The sequence below is a fragment of the Mycobacterium hackensackense genome (assembly GCF_025822555.1).
In the GTDB taxonomy this organism is placed as follows: Bacteria; Actinomycetota; Actinomycetes; order Mycobacteriales; family Mycobacteriaceae; genus Mycobacterium; species Mycobacterium fluoranthenivorans.
In genome coordinates, this window is the sequence record NZ_JACKUC010000030.1 from 1,557,440 (window position 1) to 1,572,028 (window position 14,589).

General features: G+C 68.4%; 13 protein-coding genes. 12 read left to right on the plus strand and 1 reads right to left on the minus strand.

Annotated features, from left to right (window positions below):
* Positions 1-95: 95 nt before the first annotated feature.
* From H7J86_RS16960 to H7J86_RS16975, 4 genes are read left to right on the plus strand one after another with little or no spacing between them, the layout of a single operon-like run.
* The gene (locus tag H7J86_RS16960; RefSeq protein WP_267292999.1) at positions 96-1,652 is read left to right on the plus strand and encodes an aldehyde dehydrogenase (NADP(+)); all 1,557 of its coding nucleotides are present in this window, start codon (positions 96-98) and stop codon (positions 1,650-1,652) included.
* 32 nt (positions 1,653-1,684) lie between these two features.
* Positions 1,685-2,590, plus strand: coding sequence for a 5-dehydro-4-deoxyglucarate dehydratase (locus H7J86_RS16965; RefSeq protein WP_187097180.1), 906 nt, complete (start codon positions 1,685-1,687; stop codon positions 2,588-2,590).
* Complete coding sequence (locus tag H7J86_RS16970; RefSeq protein WP_267292220.1) at positions 2,590-3,855, plus strand: glucarate dehydratase family protein; 1,266 nt, start codon at positions 2,590-2,592, stop codon at positions 3,853-3,855. Before H7J86_RS16965 ends, H7J86_RS16970 begins: the two co-directional genes overlap by 1 nt.
* Before the next feature lie 27 nt (positions 3,856-3,882).
* On the plus strand, positions 3,883-4,806 hold the full coding sequence (locus H7J86_RS16975) for a LysR substrate-binding domain-containing protein (RefSeq protein ID WP_267292222.1): 924 nt from the start codon (positions 3,883-3,885) through the stop codon (positions 4,804-4,806).
* Between the two features lie 17 nt (positions 4,807-4,823).
* On the opposite strand, the gene H7J86_RS16980 is transcribed toward H7J86_RS16975, so the two are convergent.
* Positions 4,824-5,804, minus strand: a complete 981-nt coding sequence (locus H7J86_RS16980) for a 2-hydroxyacid dehydrogenase (protein WP_267293001.1) — start codon at positions 5,802-5,804, stop codon at positions 4,824-4,826.
* Between the two features lie 334 nt (positions 5,805-6,138).
* On the opposite strand from H7J86_RS16980, the gene H7J86_RS16985 reads away from it, so the two are divergent.
* From H7J86_RS16985 to H7J86_RS17020, 8 genes are read left to right on the plus strand one after another with little or no spacing between them, the layout of a single operon-like run.
* Complete coding sequence (locus H7J86_RS16985) at positions 6,139-7,713, plus strand: ABC transporter substrate-binding protein (protein WP_372517285.1); 1,575 nt, start codon at positions 6,139-6,141, stop codon at positions 7,711-7,713.
* Positions 7,714-7,718: 5 nt separating this feature from the next.
* Positions 7,719-8,648, plus strand: coding sequence for an ABC transporter permease (locus H7J86_RS16990; RefSeq protein WP_267292224.1), 930 nt, complete (start codon positions 7,719-7,721; stop codon positions 8,646-8,648).
* Between the two features lie 41 nt (positions 8,649-8,689).
* Complete coding sequence (locus H7J86_RS16995; protein WP_267292226.1) at positions 8,690-9,670, plus strand: ABC transporter permease; 981 nt, start codon at positions 8,690-8,692, stop codon at positions 9,668-9,670.
* An 11-nt stretch (positions 9,671-9,681) separates the two neighbouring features.
* Positions 9,682-10,704 carry an ABC transporter ATP-binding protein gene (locus H7J86_RS17000; protein ID WP_267292228.1) on the plus strand — a complete coding sequence of 341 codons (1,023 nt, stop codon included), beginning with the start codon at positions 9,682-9,684 and terminating at the stop codon, positions 10,702-10,704.
* The gene (locus H7J86_RS17005; RefSeq protein WP_267292230.1) at positions 10,697-11,689 is read left to right on the plus strand and encodes an ABC transporter ATP-binding protein; all 993 of its coding nucleotides are present in this window, start codon (positions 10,697-10,699) and stop codon (positions 11,687-11,689) included. The genes H7J86_RS17000 and H7J86_RS17005 overlap by 8 nt, the downstream gene beginning before the upstream one ends.
* 5 nt (positions 11,690-11,694) lie before the next feature.
* Entirely contained in the window at positions 11,695-12,417 is a 723-nt protein-coding gene (locus tag H7J86_RS17010; protein WP_090354965.1) for a sulfite exporter TauE/SafE family protein, read from the plus strand.
* Entirely contained in the window at positions 12,414-13,220 is an 807-nt protein-coding gene (locus H7J86_RS17015; RefSeq protein WP_267292232.1) for an IclR family transcriptional regulator, read from the plus strand. Before H7J86_RS17010 ends, H7J86_RS17015 begins: the two co-directional genes overlap by 4 nt.
* A gap of 19 nt (positions 13,221-13,239) precedes the next feature.
* Positions 13,240-14,589, plus strand: coding sequence for an enolase C-terminal domain-like protein (locus H7J86_RS17020; RefSeq protein ID WP_267292234.1), 1,350 nt, complete (start codon positions 13,240-13,242; stop codon positions 14,587-14,589).

Sequence of the window (14,589 nt, forward strand, 5' to 3'; positions counted from 1 at the left end):
ATTAGTGCGCGCCAAAATAGTCTTGGACATGAATTGATTGGGGTCCTAGCGTTGAACGCGTGACCACCCAACTGACCGCCCGCCCGACCGGCCAGATGCTCATCGCCGGCAACCCCGTCGCAGGAACCGGTACCGAAATCCGGGGATTCAATCCCGCCACCGGCCAGACGTTGGAGCCCGCCTACCGCTACGGCGACGAATCGCATGTGGACAGGGCCTGCGCCGCCGCCGCCGAGGCGTTCGGCCCGTACCGGGCGACCACCTCGGAGCAGCGCGCCCGGTTCCTGGAGTCGGTGGCCGCGAGCATCGAGGCGATCAAGACCGAATTGGTGGAGCGCGCCGTCGCCGAGAGCGGGCTACCCGAGCCGCGGATCGCCGGCGAGGTCGGCCGCACCACCGGCCAGCTGCGGCTGTTCGCCGCGGTGCTGCGCGAGGGCAGCTGGAACGGCGCACGAATCGACCCGGCTCAACCCGACCGCAGCCCGCTGCGGCGTCCGGACATCCGGCAGCGCGAGGTGCCGCTGGGTCCCGTCGCGGTGTTCGGCGCGAGCAACTTCCCGCTGGCGTTCTCGGTCGCCGGTGGCGACACCGCCTCCGCGCTGGCCGCCGGCTGCCCCGTGGTGGTGAAGGCGCACGACGCCCATCCGGGCACCTCGGAGCTGGTCGGGGCGGCCATCGCGCGTGCCGTCGCACAGAGCGGGATGCCCGCGGGCACCTTCTCGCTGTTGTTCGGCTCCGGCCCCGGGCTGGGTGTCGCGCTGGTCGCCGACCCGCGCATCAAAGCCGTGGGATTCACCGGATCACGCTTTGCCGGAATGGCTTTGGTGGCCACGGCGGCCGCTCGACCGGAGCCCATCCCGGTGTATGCGGAGATGAGTGCCGTCAACCCGGTGTTCCTGCTCGACGGTGCGCTGCGTGCCCGCGGTGCCGAGATCGGCGCGGCGTTCGTCGGGTCGCTGACCATGGGGTCCGGTCAGTTCTGCACCAACCCCGGGCTGGTGCTCGCGGTGGACGGTCCCGGCGTGGATGACTTCCTGGCCGCGGCCGGCGCCGCGCTCGCCACGGCAGCGGCGACCCCGATGCTCACTCCGGGTATCGCCGCGAGTTACGCCAAGGGGGTGGACACGTTGCGCGCCGTGTCCACCGAGGAAGCCCGTGGCCAGGCGGCCGACAGCGAGACCTATTGTCAAGCCGCCTTGTTCAGCACGGACGCGGCGACATTCCTGGCCACCGAGGCGCTGCAGGCCGAGGTGTTCGGAGCCTCGAGTGTGCTCGTGCGGTGCGCCGGCATCGAGGAGATGGTGGCCGTCGCCGCCGGCCTGGAAGGTCAACTGACGGCCACCGTGCACGCCGAGGAATCCGACTATCAGGTGGCGGCCGAGCTGTTGCCCGTGCTGGAGCTCAAAGCCGGGCGCATTCTGTTCAACGGCTGGCCCACCGGGGTCGAGGTCGGGCACGCGATGGTGCACGGCGGGCCGTACCCGGCGACCTCCGACTCGCGCACCACGTCGGTGGGGGCCAGGGCGATCGAGCGTTTCCTGCGTCCGGTGTGTTACCAGGATGTCCCCGACGCCTTGCTGCCCAGCGTCATCGCCGACGGCAACCCGGACGGTGTGTGGCGCCGGATCGACGGCCAACTCACCCACGACTGACGTCAATCACCGAACTCTCGAGGAGTACTCCCATGCTTGATGGTGTCCTGTTCTTTCCCGTCACCCCCTTCACCTCCCACGGCGAGGTCAATCTGGAAGCCCTGGCCGCGCATATCGCCAAGGGTGTCGACGCCGGCCCCGGCGGGGTCTTCGTCGCCTGTGGCACAGGTGAATTCCATGCGCTGGAGACCCAGGAGTTCGCCGGGGTGGTGCGTACCGCGGTGGTGGTCACCGGCGGCCGGATCCCGGTGTACGCCGGTGCGGGCGGATCGCTGGCGCAGGCCAAGGTGTTCGCGAAGGCTGCCGCCGACGCCGGTGCGGACGGATTGCTGCTGCTGCCACCGTATCTGGTGACGATGTCGCAGCAGGGTCTGGTCGACTACACCCGCGAGGTCGCCGCCGCCACCGAGCTGCCGGTCATCGTCTACAACCGCGGCAACGCCCGCTACACGGAAGCCTCCGCGGTCGAGGTGGCCCAGATCCCGAACGTCGTCGGATTCAAGGACGGCACCGGTGACGTGGACCGGGTGGCGCGTATCGTGCGCGCCGTCACCGACGCACTTGCGCCGTCGGGCAAGGCATTCCAGTTCTTCAACGGTCTGCCCACCGCGGAGGTGTCCCAGCAGGCCTACCGCGCGATCGGGGTGACGCTGTACTCGTCGGCGACCTTCGCCTTCGCTCCGGAACTGGCGCTGGCCTACTACCGGGCGCTGGAGGACGGAGACGACGCGACCCTGGCCGCGCTGCAGCGCGAGTTCTTCCACCCGCTGGTGCGGCTGCGCGACACCGTGCCGGGCTACGCCGTCTCGCTGGTCAAAGCGGGGGTGACGATGGAGGGTATCGACGCCGGGCCCGTGCGCGCTCCACTGGTGATGCCCTCACCCGAGCACCTGAGCGAGCTCACCCAGATCGTCAAAGCCGGCCGCGCGGTGCTGTGATGGCGCCCGCGACGATACGGATCACCGGCACTGACATCACTCCGGTCGCCTTCGTCGACCCGCCCCTGCTGAACACCGTCGGGGTGCACCAGCCGTACGCGTTGCGGGCGATCATCGAACTGCGCACCGACGCCGGCTTGGTGGGGCTGGGCGAGACCTACGCAGACACCCGGCACCTGGCCCGGCTGAACGCCGCGGCCGAGGCGATCACCGGGCTGGATGTGTTCGCCCTCAATGCCATTCGGGCTGCCATCGCCGACCGTCTGCGCGGCGACGACGCCGCGGTGGGTACCGCGGGGATGATCACCACCGCCAGCGCTGTCGACCAGGTGTTCTCGCCGTTCGAGGTCGCCTGCCTGGATGTGCAGGGGCATGCCACCGGTCGTCCGGTGTCGGATCTGCTGGGCGGTGCCGTGCGCGACGCGGTGCCGTTCAGCGCCTACCTCTTCTACAAGTGGGCGGCGCATCCTGGAGGAGAGCCCGACCAGTTCGGCGAGGCGCTCGACCCGGCCGGTCTGGTGGCCCAGGCCCGGCGGATGATCGGCGAATACGGTTTCACCGCAATCAAGCTCAAGGGCGGGGTGTTCCCGCCCGAGGAGGAGATGGCGGCCATCGAGGCCCTGCACGAGGCGTTCCCGGACCACCCGCTGCGGCTGGACCCCAATGCCGCGTGGACGCCGCAGACCTCGGTGAAGGTGGCCACCGGACTGGCCGGGATCCTGGAGTACCTGGAGGACCCCACGCCGGGTATCGACGGGATGGCCGAGGTGGCGGCGCAGGCGCCGATGCCGTTGGCCACCAACATGTGTGTGGTCGCATTCGACCAGCTGGCCCCGGCCGTCGCCGCGGGCGCGGTGAAAGTGGTTCTCTCCGACCACCACTACTGGGGCGGCCTGCACCGATCCCGGCTGCTCGCCGGGATCTGCGAGACATTCGGGCTCGGGTTGTCCATGCATTCCAACTCGCATCTGGGGATCAGCCTGGCCGCGATGGTGCACCTGGCCGCCGCGACACCCAACCTCACCTACGCCTGCGACACGCACTGGCCCTGGAAGACCGAAGATGTGGTCGCGCCGGGCGTACTGAGCATCCGCGGCGGCAGCGTGGCCGTCCCGGTCACCCCGGGTCTGGGTGTCGAACTGGACCGAGAGGCGCTGGCCGCGCTGCATGAGCAGTACCTGCGGTGCGGGATCCGCGACCGCGATGACACCGGCTACATGCGCAGCGTCGACCCGACGTTCGCGGCGGTCAGCCCACGCTGGTAGCGGCCCGGACACGCATAGACTGCATCGATGTTCTCTCTGGCCCGGCTGTCCTGCTTCATCGCAGTCGCCGAGGAGCTGCACTTCGGCCGGGCCGCCGAACGGCTGCACATGACGCAGCCGCCGCTGAGCCGGCAGATCCAGCAACTGGAGGCCGAGCTGGGCGTGCAGTTGATCGACCGCACCACCCGCTCGGTCATGCTCACCCCGGCCGGTATCGCGTTCCTGCCCGACGCCCGCCGCATCCTGCAACTGGCCGAGAGCGCCGCGCTGACCGTCAAGCGGGTGCCCGCGGGTGATCTGGGCACCGTGGTCGTCGGATTCACCGCGGCGTCGGCGCACGCGGTGTTGCCGCGCCTGCTGGAACGCACCAGGGCGAAGCTTCCCGATGTGAAACTCGAACTACGCGAAATGGTTTCAGCCGCCCAGATCGAAGGGTTGATGACCGGCGAGATCGACCTGGGGATGGCCCGGCCACCGCTGAAGCGGCCGGGCATCGTGTCCCGGCCGCTGCTGCACGAGCAGCTGGTCGCAGCACTGCCTGCCGAGCACCCGCTGGTCGGACAGGCGCGTCAGCTGACCCTCAACGACCTGGACGGCCAGGACGTGATCATGTACTCGCCGATCCAGGCCCGCTACTTCAACGAACTGCTCATCAGCGCCTTCACCATCGCCGGTGCCACACCGCGGTACGTGCAGTTCGTGACACAGGTGCACACCATGCTGGTACTGGTCCGCTCCGCGATCGGGATAGCGCTGGTGCCCGCCTCGGCGGCCACCCTGCATCCCGAGGGCGTGGTGTTCCGGTCCATCGGGGCGTTCCGGGAGCGCCCGGTCGAACTCGATGCGGCCTGGCGCGGGGACAGCACCAACCCGGCGCTGCTGCGGCTGCTGCGCGACGTGCTGCCCGCCCGTGAGTGGACCACCGACGATCTGGTGGACCTGCACACCTGACCGCGTTGCGCGCGTCCTCAGACGCGCGCGGCGGGCTGCAGCACCGGTGTCACCAACTGCCCGGTCGCCAGGAACTCGTCCAGATTGCGCAGGGTGAGGGCTTCCATCGCGGCCCGGGTCTCCACCGTGCCGCTGCCGACATGCGGCAACAGGACCACGTTGTCCATCCGCAGCAGTTCCACCGGGACGTTCGGTTCGTCGACGAACACGTCCAGGCCCGCACCGGCCAGCCGTCCGGCACCGAGTGCGGCCACCAGTGCGTCCTCGTCGACGACGCTGCCGCGGGCGATGTTGATCAGGTAGCCCTGCGGCCCCAGTGCCTCCAGGACGTCGGCGTCGACGAGGCGGCGGGTGCCGCTGCCGCCGGCCGCGGCCACCACCAGGACATCGACGTCGCGGGCCAGCTCGACCGGCGACCCGGCGTAGCGATACGGCGAATCGGCCACCCGGTGGCGGTTGTGATAGCTGATGGTGCAACCGAAAGCGCTGAGCCGCTTGGCGATTGCGCCGCCGATACGGCCCATTCCGATGATGCCGACGCGGGAGTTACTGACCTGGCGGGTCAGCGGGTAGTTGCCGTCGACGGGCCAGCGGCCGGCCCGTAGGTAGCGGTCGGCATCGGTGAACCGGCGCAGCGCGTCGATCATCAGCCCGACGGCCGTGTCGGCGACGCAGTCGGTGAGCACGTCCGGGGTGTTGCTCACCCCGACACCTGCGGCGGCCGCCGCATCGACATCGGTGGTGTCATACCCGACCCCGAAGTTCACCACCGCGCCCAGCGCGGGCAGCGCCGACATCAGGGCGGCGTCCACCCCGGTGCGACCCGAGGTCACCACGGCGGTGACGTCTGCACCATGAGTGGTCAGGAAGCCGGCTCGTTCGGCGGGGTCCGCAGGCAGGACCAGGGCGTCGTACTTGGTGCGCAGCGTCTCTGTCAGGGAGGGCTTGAGCGGTCCGACCTGCAGGATGCGTGCGCTGTCGGGAACGGAACGGGGCATGGTGGTGCCTTTCTCTTCGCTCACCACGCTAAGGATGCCCGGGAATACCTGTCCAACACGGAAATAGCATGGGTTGATGCTGAACCCGCATAACAGGCCAAACCCTGGTGGCTTGCGGGTATCAAAGTCCGCTCGTTCGGGATAAAGCGCCTGTTCAAGGGGCAAAAATGCGGCGCCGAACGGACGCCGGACAAGGCCGGAAAACACCGAATTCGCCCTTTTGGCCGGGGTTGACGGGTTTCCGGACCCACTCCTACGGTGTGTCTACCGTCACAGATTCCGTCCACATACATGGACATCACACGGAACAGCCCTTTCCGAACCGGAGGATCAGATGGCCGCAACTTCGCCCGCCCGCCTGCGCATGACCGCGCTGGCCCTGGCGGGTGCCGTCCTGCTCACCGGCGGCTGCACCGTCGCCAACTCGGGCCACGGCGGTTACGACCCGGACACCCTGCGCCTGGTCATCTCGCAGGAGCCGCCGACGTTGGAGCCGTGTGAGAGCTCGCTGACCTCGACGGGCATCGTGGTGCGTTCCAACATCACCGAACCGCTCATCGAACGCGAGCCCGACACCGGTGACCTGCAGCCGCTGCTGTCCACCGGCTGGCGGCAGGATTCGCCCACCGAATGGACCTTCGACATCCGGTCCGGGGTCACCTTCTCCAACGGTGCGCCGTTCACCGCCGCGGACGCGGCCTTCGCGATCGACCGGGCCGTCAACTCGGACCTGCAGTGCAATGTCGACGGCTACGTGTTCGGCGACGAGAAGCTCAAGCTGGCCACCCCGAACGACAACACTTTGACCATCACCACCGAGAAGCCGGATCCGATTCTGCCGCTGCGTATCTCGTTCGTAGAGATCGTGCCCCGCGGCACCAGCATGACGGAGAAGGTGCGCGAACCCATCGGCACCGGGCCGTACGCCATCGCGGATTGGGAGTACGGCCAGAAGCTGGTGCTGGCGCGCAACGACCGGTACTGGGGCGCCAAACCCGCTTTCGGGCACGCCGAATACCAATGGCGCAGCGAGGGCAGTGTGCGCGCCGCGATGATCACCAACGACGAGGCCGACATCGCCACCTCTCTGGGTCCCGAGGACGGCGCCGGCGACCGGGGCGTCCCGTTCCAGAACAACGAGACCACCGCCCTGCGGATGCAGGCGGGCGAGGCGCCGCTCAACGACATCCGGGTGCGCCAGGCCGTCAACTACGCCGTCAACCGGACCGGAATCGTCAAGGCATTGTTCCGCGGCCTCGGCGATCCGGCCTCGCAGCTCATCCCCAAGGGTGTGGTCGGCTACAACGATCGGTTGGCCCTCTGGCCGCACGATGCCGACAAGGCCAAAGCTCTTGTCGCCGAAGCGAAGGCGGACGGCGTGCCGGTGGACAGGCAGATCCGGCTGATCGGCCGTACCGCCCAGTTCCCGAAGATCGCCGAGACCATAGAGGTCCTGCAGAGTGAGTTCACCGAGATCGGCCTCAACGTCAAGATCGAGATGATGGACACCGCGGGTCAGCTGCAGTACCAGCTGCGGCCCTTCCCGCAGAACACCGGGCCGTACCTGCTGATGATCCAGCACGGTAACCAGGCCGGTGACGCCGCCTTCACCATGGACCAGTACATGCTCTCCGACGGTCCACAGAGTGCCTACGGCACACCGGAATTCGATGCCAAGATCCGAGCCGCGGAAGCCCTCACCGGTCAGGCCCGCCAGGATGCGTTCGCCACCCTGTTCGCCGAGGAGCCGCAGCAGATCATGCAGTTCGCCTATATCGCCCACATGAAAGGGATCATCGGCCTCGCGCCCCGGATCCACTACACCCCCAACTCCGCCACCGGTGACGAGATGCGCCTGGCCGAGATGACCAAGGCCGGCAACGGCTCTGACCTGTCCGACAGGAGCTGAACCCGATGTTCTCCTTCGTCCGGCGCCGCATGTACACCAGCACCATCCCGCTCGTCATCGTGTTGCTCGGGGTGTTCCTGCTGGCCCGACTCACCGGTGATCCCACCAACCTCTACCTCCCGGAGTCGGCCACCGCGGCCCAGCGTGAGGCGTTCGCGCAGTCACACGGGTTCGACCGACCGATGATCGTGCAGCTGATGGACTACTTCAAAGGCGTGCTGCACCTGGACTTCGGCACCTCACTGCGCACCGGTGAATCCGCCTCGGAGATGGCGCTGCGCGCCTTCCCGGCCACCCTGCAACTCGCGGTCACCACCATGGCGCTCGCCGCCGTCGGCGCCGTGATCGTCGGATGCTGGGCGGCGTACCGGCCCAACTCACTGGCCGACCGATTTTCCAGCCTGTTGTCCATGACGGCGGCCAGCATCCCCGACTTCTGGTTCGCCATCACCGGGGTCTGGCTGTTCGCGGTGCTGCTCGGGGTGCTACCGACCTCGGGTACCGACGCCGGCGTGCTGTCCTGGATCCTGCCCATCGCCACCTTGATGATCCGTCCGCTCGGGGTGCTCACCCAGGTGGTGCGAGGCGCCATGGTCTCGGCGTTGTCGGCCCCGTACGTCCGGCTGGCCCGCAGCAAGGGCGCCGGCGATTTCCGGGTGGTCACCCACCACGCGCTGCGCAACGCCGCCGCACCGGCGCTGACAGTGGCCGGCGACCTGGCCGTCGGCCTGATCAACGGTGCGGTGGTGGTCGAGGCCATCTTCGGCTGGCCGGGTATCGGAAAGCTGATGATCGACGCGATCCTGCAACGCGACTTCGCGGTGCTGCAGGCCGCGGTGCTGCTCACCGCCGTCAGCATCTTCCTACTCAACATCCTCATCGACGCCTGTTACGCGCTGCTGGACGCCCGCGTCCGGGAACCGGCAAAGGTCTGAACCCTTCCCCGTCGCTTCGCTCGCCCCAGGAAGAAAACAACATGACTCAGATCGATCTCGTACCGGTCAAACCCACCACCGCCGTCGTCGGCGAACCGGCGACCAAGCCGAACGCCCGCTCCACGTGGATGCGCCTGCTGGTCAACGACCGGGTGGCCACCGTCGCCGCGGTGGTCCTCGGCCTGGTGATCCTCACCGCCGTCTTCGGCCCGATGCTGATGGGCGGGCTGGCCACCCACATCGACCTGGACAACTCCAATCAGCCCCCGTTCACCCTGGCGCACGGCTGGGCCAACATCCTGGGCACCGACCCGCTGGGCCGCAGCATGCTGGCCCGCCTCGTGGTGGCCTGCCGCACCACGCTGTCGGTGGCGATCCCCGCCGTGGTGATCTCGGCCGTCGTCGGTTCGGTGATCGGCATGTGGGCCGGCTACCACCGCGGCTGGCGGGAGACGGTGGCCATGCGGGTGGCCGACGTCATCATGAGCTTCCCGTCACTGCTGCTGGCAGTCGTCGTGCTCTACGTGTTCTCGCCGAGTGCGGCCAATATCGTGCTGGTGCTGGCCATCACCCGCATCCCGGTGTATCTGCGTACCGCCCGGGCCGAATCAGCCGAGCTGTCCAGCCGTGTATTCGTCGACGCCGCACGAACATTCGGTGCCAGCGGTTCGTCGATCATCATCCGGCACGTGCTGCCCATCGTGTTGCCCACCCTGCTCACCGTGGCCACCCTGGACTTCTGCTACGTCATGCTGGCGGAGAGCTCACTGAGCTTCCTGGGCATCGGAATCCAGCCGCCGGACGTCAGCTGGGGCCTGATGGTCGCCCAAGGCCGGACCTACCTGCACACCGCCTGGTGGCTGTCGTTCTTCCCCGGTGCGGCCATCGTCATCACCACGGTCTCGGCCACCATTCTGGCCGCCTGGGCCCGCATCGCCACCGACCCCGGGCAGCGGTGGCGGCTCACCGTCCCGCAGAAACGACTCTCCCGCTTCACCAAGACCGGAAAGCGCCTGTCATGAAAGGCACCGTGATGACCGCCGTCGTAGAACAGCCGCCCGTCGCCACCCACCCCGATGCCGAACCGGCGCTGCGGGTCGACGGATTGACCGTCGACATCCGCACCATCACCGGTACCGTCCGTGCCGTCGACCATGTCTCGTTCACCGCCCGCCGAGGTGAAACCCTGGCGCTGCTGGGGGAATCCGGCTGTGGCAAGTCGATGACCGCCACCGCGCTGGTCGGGCTGCTGGAGCCGGTCGCCGATGTGGTGGCGGGTTCGGCGCGGGTCGGCGACACGGATGTCCTCGCGGCCGATCGCAAGACCCGGCGCAAGCTGGCCGGTCCGGAACTGGCCATCGTGTTCCAGGACGCGCTGACAGCGCTGAACCCGCTCTACACCGTGGGCACCCAGCTGGCCGAACCGTTCCGCATCCACCACGGGATGAAGGCGAAAGAGGCCAGGCGCAAGGCCATCGAGCTGATGGAACGCGTGGGTATCCCGCAGCCGCAGGAGCGGATCAACTCCTACCCCCATCAGTTCTCCGGCGGGATGCGCCAGCGACTGCTCATCGCGATGGCCGTCGCGCTCAACCCGCGCGTGCTGATCGCCGACGAGCCCACCACCGCACTGGATGTCACGGTGCAGGCGCAGATCATGGCGCTGCTGAAAAGCCTTCGTGCTGAGAACGACATGGCCGTCGTACTGATCACCCACGACCTGGCGCTCGTCGCCGAAGAGGCCGACCGGGTCGCGGTGATGTACGCCGGCACCGTCGTCGAGACCGGGCGGGTATCGGAGGTGTTCGCCGATCCCAAGCATCCCTACACCAAGGGCCTGCTGGACTCCGTCCCGGTCAGCGCCGAACGCGGCGCCGAGCTGAAATCGATCGGCGGGTCGCCGCCGGACCTGCATTCCATCCCGAAAGGCTGTGTCTACCAGGACCGCTGCCCCCTGGTGCGCGAGCTGTGCCGGGACACCCGCCCGGAACTGACCGCGGTCGGGTCGACGCGGCAATCCGCATGCCACTTCTCCGGGGAGGTCCAGAATGTCTGACCAACTGCTGTCCGTGCGCGGGCTGGCCAAGAGCTTCCGGGCGGCGGGAGGCAAGAAGCTGCGCGCCCTGGACGGTATCGACCTGGACCTGCGCCGTGGCGAAACCCTCGGCCTGGTGGGAGAATCCGGCTGCGGCAAGTCCACCCTGGCGCGCACGCTGATGATGCTGGAGCAGCCGGACGCCGGTACCGTCAGCTTCGACGGGATCGACCCCTATCGGTTGCGCGGCAAGGACCTGCTGAAATTCCGCCGACGCGTGCAGATGGTCTTCCAGGATCCGTACGCCTCGCTGAACTCGCGGATGACGGCGGCCGAGATCATCGCCGAGCCGTGGCGCACCCACAAGACGCTCCACCCGTCCCGCAAAGACCGCGATATGCGGGTGCGGGGGCTGCTCGACATGGTGGGGCTGGGCGCCAAGGCTTTCGGCAAGTACCCCCAGGAGTTCTCCGGCGGCCAGCGCCAGCGGATCGGCATCGCACGGGCACTGGCACTGAACCCGGACGTCATCATCTGCGACGAACCCGTCTCCGCACTGGATCTCTCGGTGCAGGCTCAGGTGCTCAACCTGCTCAACGACCTGCAGCGGGAACTGAAGATCTCCTACGTGTTCATCTCGCACGACCTGTCGGTGGTGCGACATGTCGCCGACCGGGTCACCGTGATGTACCTGGGCCGGATCATCGAAACCGGGCCCACCGAGGCGGTGTTCGACCACCCCGAGCATCCGTACACCGCCGCGCTGATGTCAGCCGCCCCGAAACTTCATGCCGCACAGCGCGCAGACCGCATCCTGCTCAAGGGGGAAGTACCGTCCCCGTTGAACCCGCCGTCGGGCTGCCGGTTCCGCACCCGCTGCGCGCACGCCACCGAGATCTGCGCGAGCCAACGACCCCCGCTGGCCCTGGACCCGGCGGTGGCCGGGCACTCCGCGGAATGCCACCATCCGCTCGGCGCATCGACAGCGCTGTCACACAGCGCGTGAGCGAGCTGAGCCTGTCCGGTTACGCGATCATCGGGATCGCGGTGCTGATCGCGTCCTGTCTGCAGGCGTCGATCGGCTTCGGGTTGGGCATGCTGGCCGCTCCGGTCGTCGCGCTGGTCGATCCCCGCCTCATCCCGGGCACCCTGATCATGCTGGCCGCCATCGTCACGCTCATGGTGGTCCTGCGTGAGCGGACCGCCATCGATGTGACGGGTACCGGCTGGGCCTTGGTCGGCCGGGTTCCCGGGACGATCGCCGGCGCCCTGATCCTCACCGCGATACCGGAACGGGCACTGGCGATGCTGATCGCCGCGGTGGTACTCGGCGGGGTCGCCCTGACGAGCATGGGTTGGGTGCCCGCACCGCGACGGCGCAACCTCGTGCTGGCCGGAGCCACCTCGGGGGTGCTGGGTACCGCGACGTCCATCGGTGGGCCGCCGATGGCGCTGGTGTGGCAACGCAGCAGTGGTCCCCGGCTGCGCGGCACGATGGCCGGCTTCTTCCTGATCGGGTCGCTGATGTCGCTGACGATGCTGACCCTCACCGGTGCCGTCGACCGGCACACCGTGGTCGCATGCGCCGTCCTGATACCGGCGACCGTCGGCGGATATGTGTTGTCCCGCTACGCGAACCGGCTGTTGAATCCACGGCGGCAGCGGTGGACGGCGATCACCGCCTCGGCCACCGGCGCCGTCCTCCTCGTCGTCCAGCAGATGGGACTGATATGAGCGAACCTGCAGTGCGCAAGATCTCGTCCGGCGTGAAATCGGCGGCACGCACCGTCGAACTGCTCGAGTACCTGGCCGATCGCCACGACCAGCCGACGCGCGTCCGCGATGTCAGCGTCGCACTCGATATGCCGCGCAGCAGCGCGCACGCCCTGCTGCGCACCCTCATCGCGCAGGGCTGGGTGCGCTGCGACGAGTCGGGCACGTTGTACAGCATCGGGATCCGGGCTCTGCTGGTCGGGACCAGTTATCTGGACACCGACCCCTACCTGCCGAGCATCACCCCCTTTCTCGACGAACTGCGGGGTGTCTGGGATGAGACGTTCCATCTGGGGCGCCTGGACGGTTGCGACGTGGTCTACCTGGCCACCCGGGAGTCCCGCCAGTACCAGCGCACCACCAACCGGGTGGGTCGGCGACTGCCCGCCCATACGACGGCATTGGGCAAGGTGCTGCTGGCCGAACGGGTCGGCGCCGAGCGCGATGCACACATCCCCGCCGAACTGGTCGCGCTGACCCCGCGGACGGTGACGGATCGGGGGGCGCTGGAGGAGGCTCTGGAGATCGCCCGGATCCGCGGCTACGCCACCGATGACGAGGAGAACACCCCAGGTGTGCGGTGCTTCGCGGTGCCGTTGCGGCATTGCCGCCCCGCGCAGGACGCGATCAGTGTCTCGGTGCCGATCGCGCGGCTGACGCCGGAGCGCGAGGCCGACCTCGTCGAGGCGCTGTGCGCGGTGGGGGACAAGGTGAGCCGGGTGCTGCGGCCGGTCGCCAACGGGGACAAATGGTTTGCGCAGTAGCGATCGAAAAGGTGGATTGATGAGCACACACAAGACCCCGGTCATCACCCGGATGCGGGTGGTACCCATCGCCGGGCACGACAGCATGCTGCTGAATCTCAGTGGCGCCCACGGGCCTTTCTTCACCCGGAACCTGGTGATCCTGCAGGACTCCGACGGCAACACCGGTGTCGGTGAGGTGCCCGGCGGTGCGGCAATCGAGCGCACCCTCACCGATGCCCGGCCGCTCGTCGAGGGCCGCGCCATCGGTGAGTACCACGCCGTGCTGGCCGATATCCGGCGTGAGTTCGCCGGCCGTGACTCCGGTGGGCGCGGTGCCCAGACGTTCGATCTCCGGGTGACCGTGCATGCCGTCACCGCCGTCGAGTCGGCGATGCTGGACATACTCGGCCGGCATCTCGGGGTTCCGGTTGCGGCGCTGCTCGGTGACGGACAACAGCGCACGCGGGTGCAGGCGCTGGGCTACCTGTTCTTCGTGGGCGACCGCACCAAGACGGATCTGGCCTACCGGTCGGCCGCCGACGAACAGGCCGGCGCCGACGACTGGTTGCGCCTGCGGCACGACGAGGCGATGACACCCGAAGCCGTGGTGCGGCTGGCCGAGGCCGCCCGCGAACGGTACGGCTTCCGCGATTTCAAACTCAAGGGCGGGGTGCTGCCCGCGGCCGATGAGGCCAAGGCCGTGATCGCGCTGGCCGACCGGTTCCCGGACGCCCGGATCACCCTGGATCCCAACGGCGGCTGGCTGCTGGCCGATGCGATCACCACCTGCCGGGAACTGACCGGGGTACTCGCTTATGCCGAGGACCCGGTCGGCCCGGAAGGCGGATTCTCCGGACGCGAGGTGATGGCCGAATTCAAACGGGCGACCGGGTTGCCGACGGCGACCAACATGATCGCCACCGACTGGCGCGAGATGGGGCACGCGATCCGCTCGGGTGCGGTCGACATCCCGCTGGCCGATCCGCACTTCTGGACCATGAACGGCTCGGTGCGTGTCGCACAGCTCTGCGACGCCTGGGGGCTCACGTGGGGATCGCACTCCAACAACCACTTCGACGTGTCCCTGGCGATGTTCACCCATGTCGCCGCGGCGGCACCCGGGGCGATCACCGCGATCGACACGCACTGGATCTGGCAGGACGGTCAGCGGATCACCAAGGCGCCCTACCAGATCGTCGACGGGTACCTGGATGTGCCGGAGAAGCCGGGTTTGGGTGTCGAACTCGACGAGGACCGCGTGGCGGCCGCGCACGAGCTCTACCTGGCCGAGGGGCTCGGTGCCCGCGACGACGCGGTGGCCATGCAGTACCTGATCCCGGGCTGGACTTTCGACAGCAAACGCCCTGCCCTGCTGCGTGATCTGTGA

Bases quoted from the DNA above. Each gene is read 5' to 3' on its own strand.
- H7J86_RS16985 (WP_372517285.1), top strand. From the start codon at position 6,139: ATGGCCGCAACTTCGCCCGCCCGCCTGCGCATGACCGCGCTGGCCCTG.
- H7J86_RS17020 (WP_267292234.1), top strand. From the start codon at position 13,240: ATGAGCACACACAAGACCCCGGTCATCACCCGGATGCGGGTGGTACCC.
- H7J86_RS17000 (WP_267292228.1), top strand. From the start codon at position 9,682: ATGACCGCCGTCGTAGAACAGCCGCCCGTCGCCACCCACCCCGATGCC.
- H7J86_RS17005 (WP_267292230.1), top strand. From the start codon at position 10,697: ATGTCTGACCAACTGCTGTCCGTGCGCGGGCTGGCCAAGAGCTTCCGG.
- H7J86_RS16960 (WP_267292999.1), top strand. From the start codon at position 96: ATGCTCATCGCCGGCAACCCCGTCGCAGGAACCGGTACCGAAATCCGG.
- H7J86_RS16965 (WP_187097180.1), top strand. From the start codon at position 1,685: ATGCTTGATGGTGTCCTGTTCTTTCCCGTCACCCCCTTCACCTCCCAC.
- H7J86_RS17015 (WP_267292232.1), top strand. From the start codon at position 12,414: ATGAGCGAACCTGCAGTGCGCAAGATCTCGTCCGGCGTGAAATCGGCG.
- H7J86_RS16970 (WP_267292220.1), top strand. From the start codon at position 2,590: ATGGCGCCCGCGACGATACGGATCACCGGCACTGACATCACTCCGGTC.
- H7J86_RS16980 (WP_267293001.1), bottom strand. From the start codon at position 5,804: ATGCCCCGTTCCGTTCCCGACAGCGCACGCATCCTGCAGGTCGGACCG.
- H7J86_RS16990 (WP_267292224.1), top strand. From the start codon at position 7,719: ATGTTCTCCTTCGTCCGGCGCCGCATGTACACCAGCACCATCCCGCTC.
- H7J86_RS16975 (WP_267292222.1), top strand. From the start codon at position 3,883: ATGTTCTCTCTGGCCCGGCTGTCCTGCTTCATCGCAGTCGCCGAGGAG.
- H7J86_RS16995 (WP_267292226.1), top strand. From the start codon at position 8,690: ATGACTCAGATCGATCTCGTACCGGTCAAACCCACCACCGCCGTCGTC.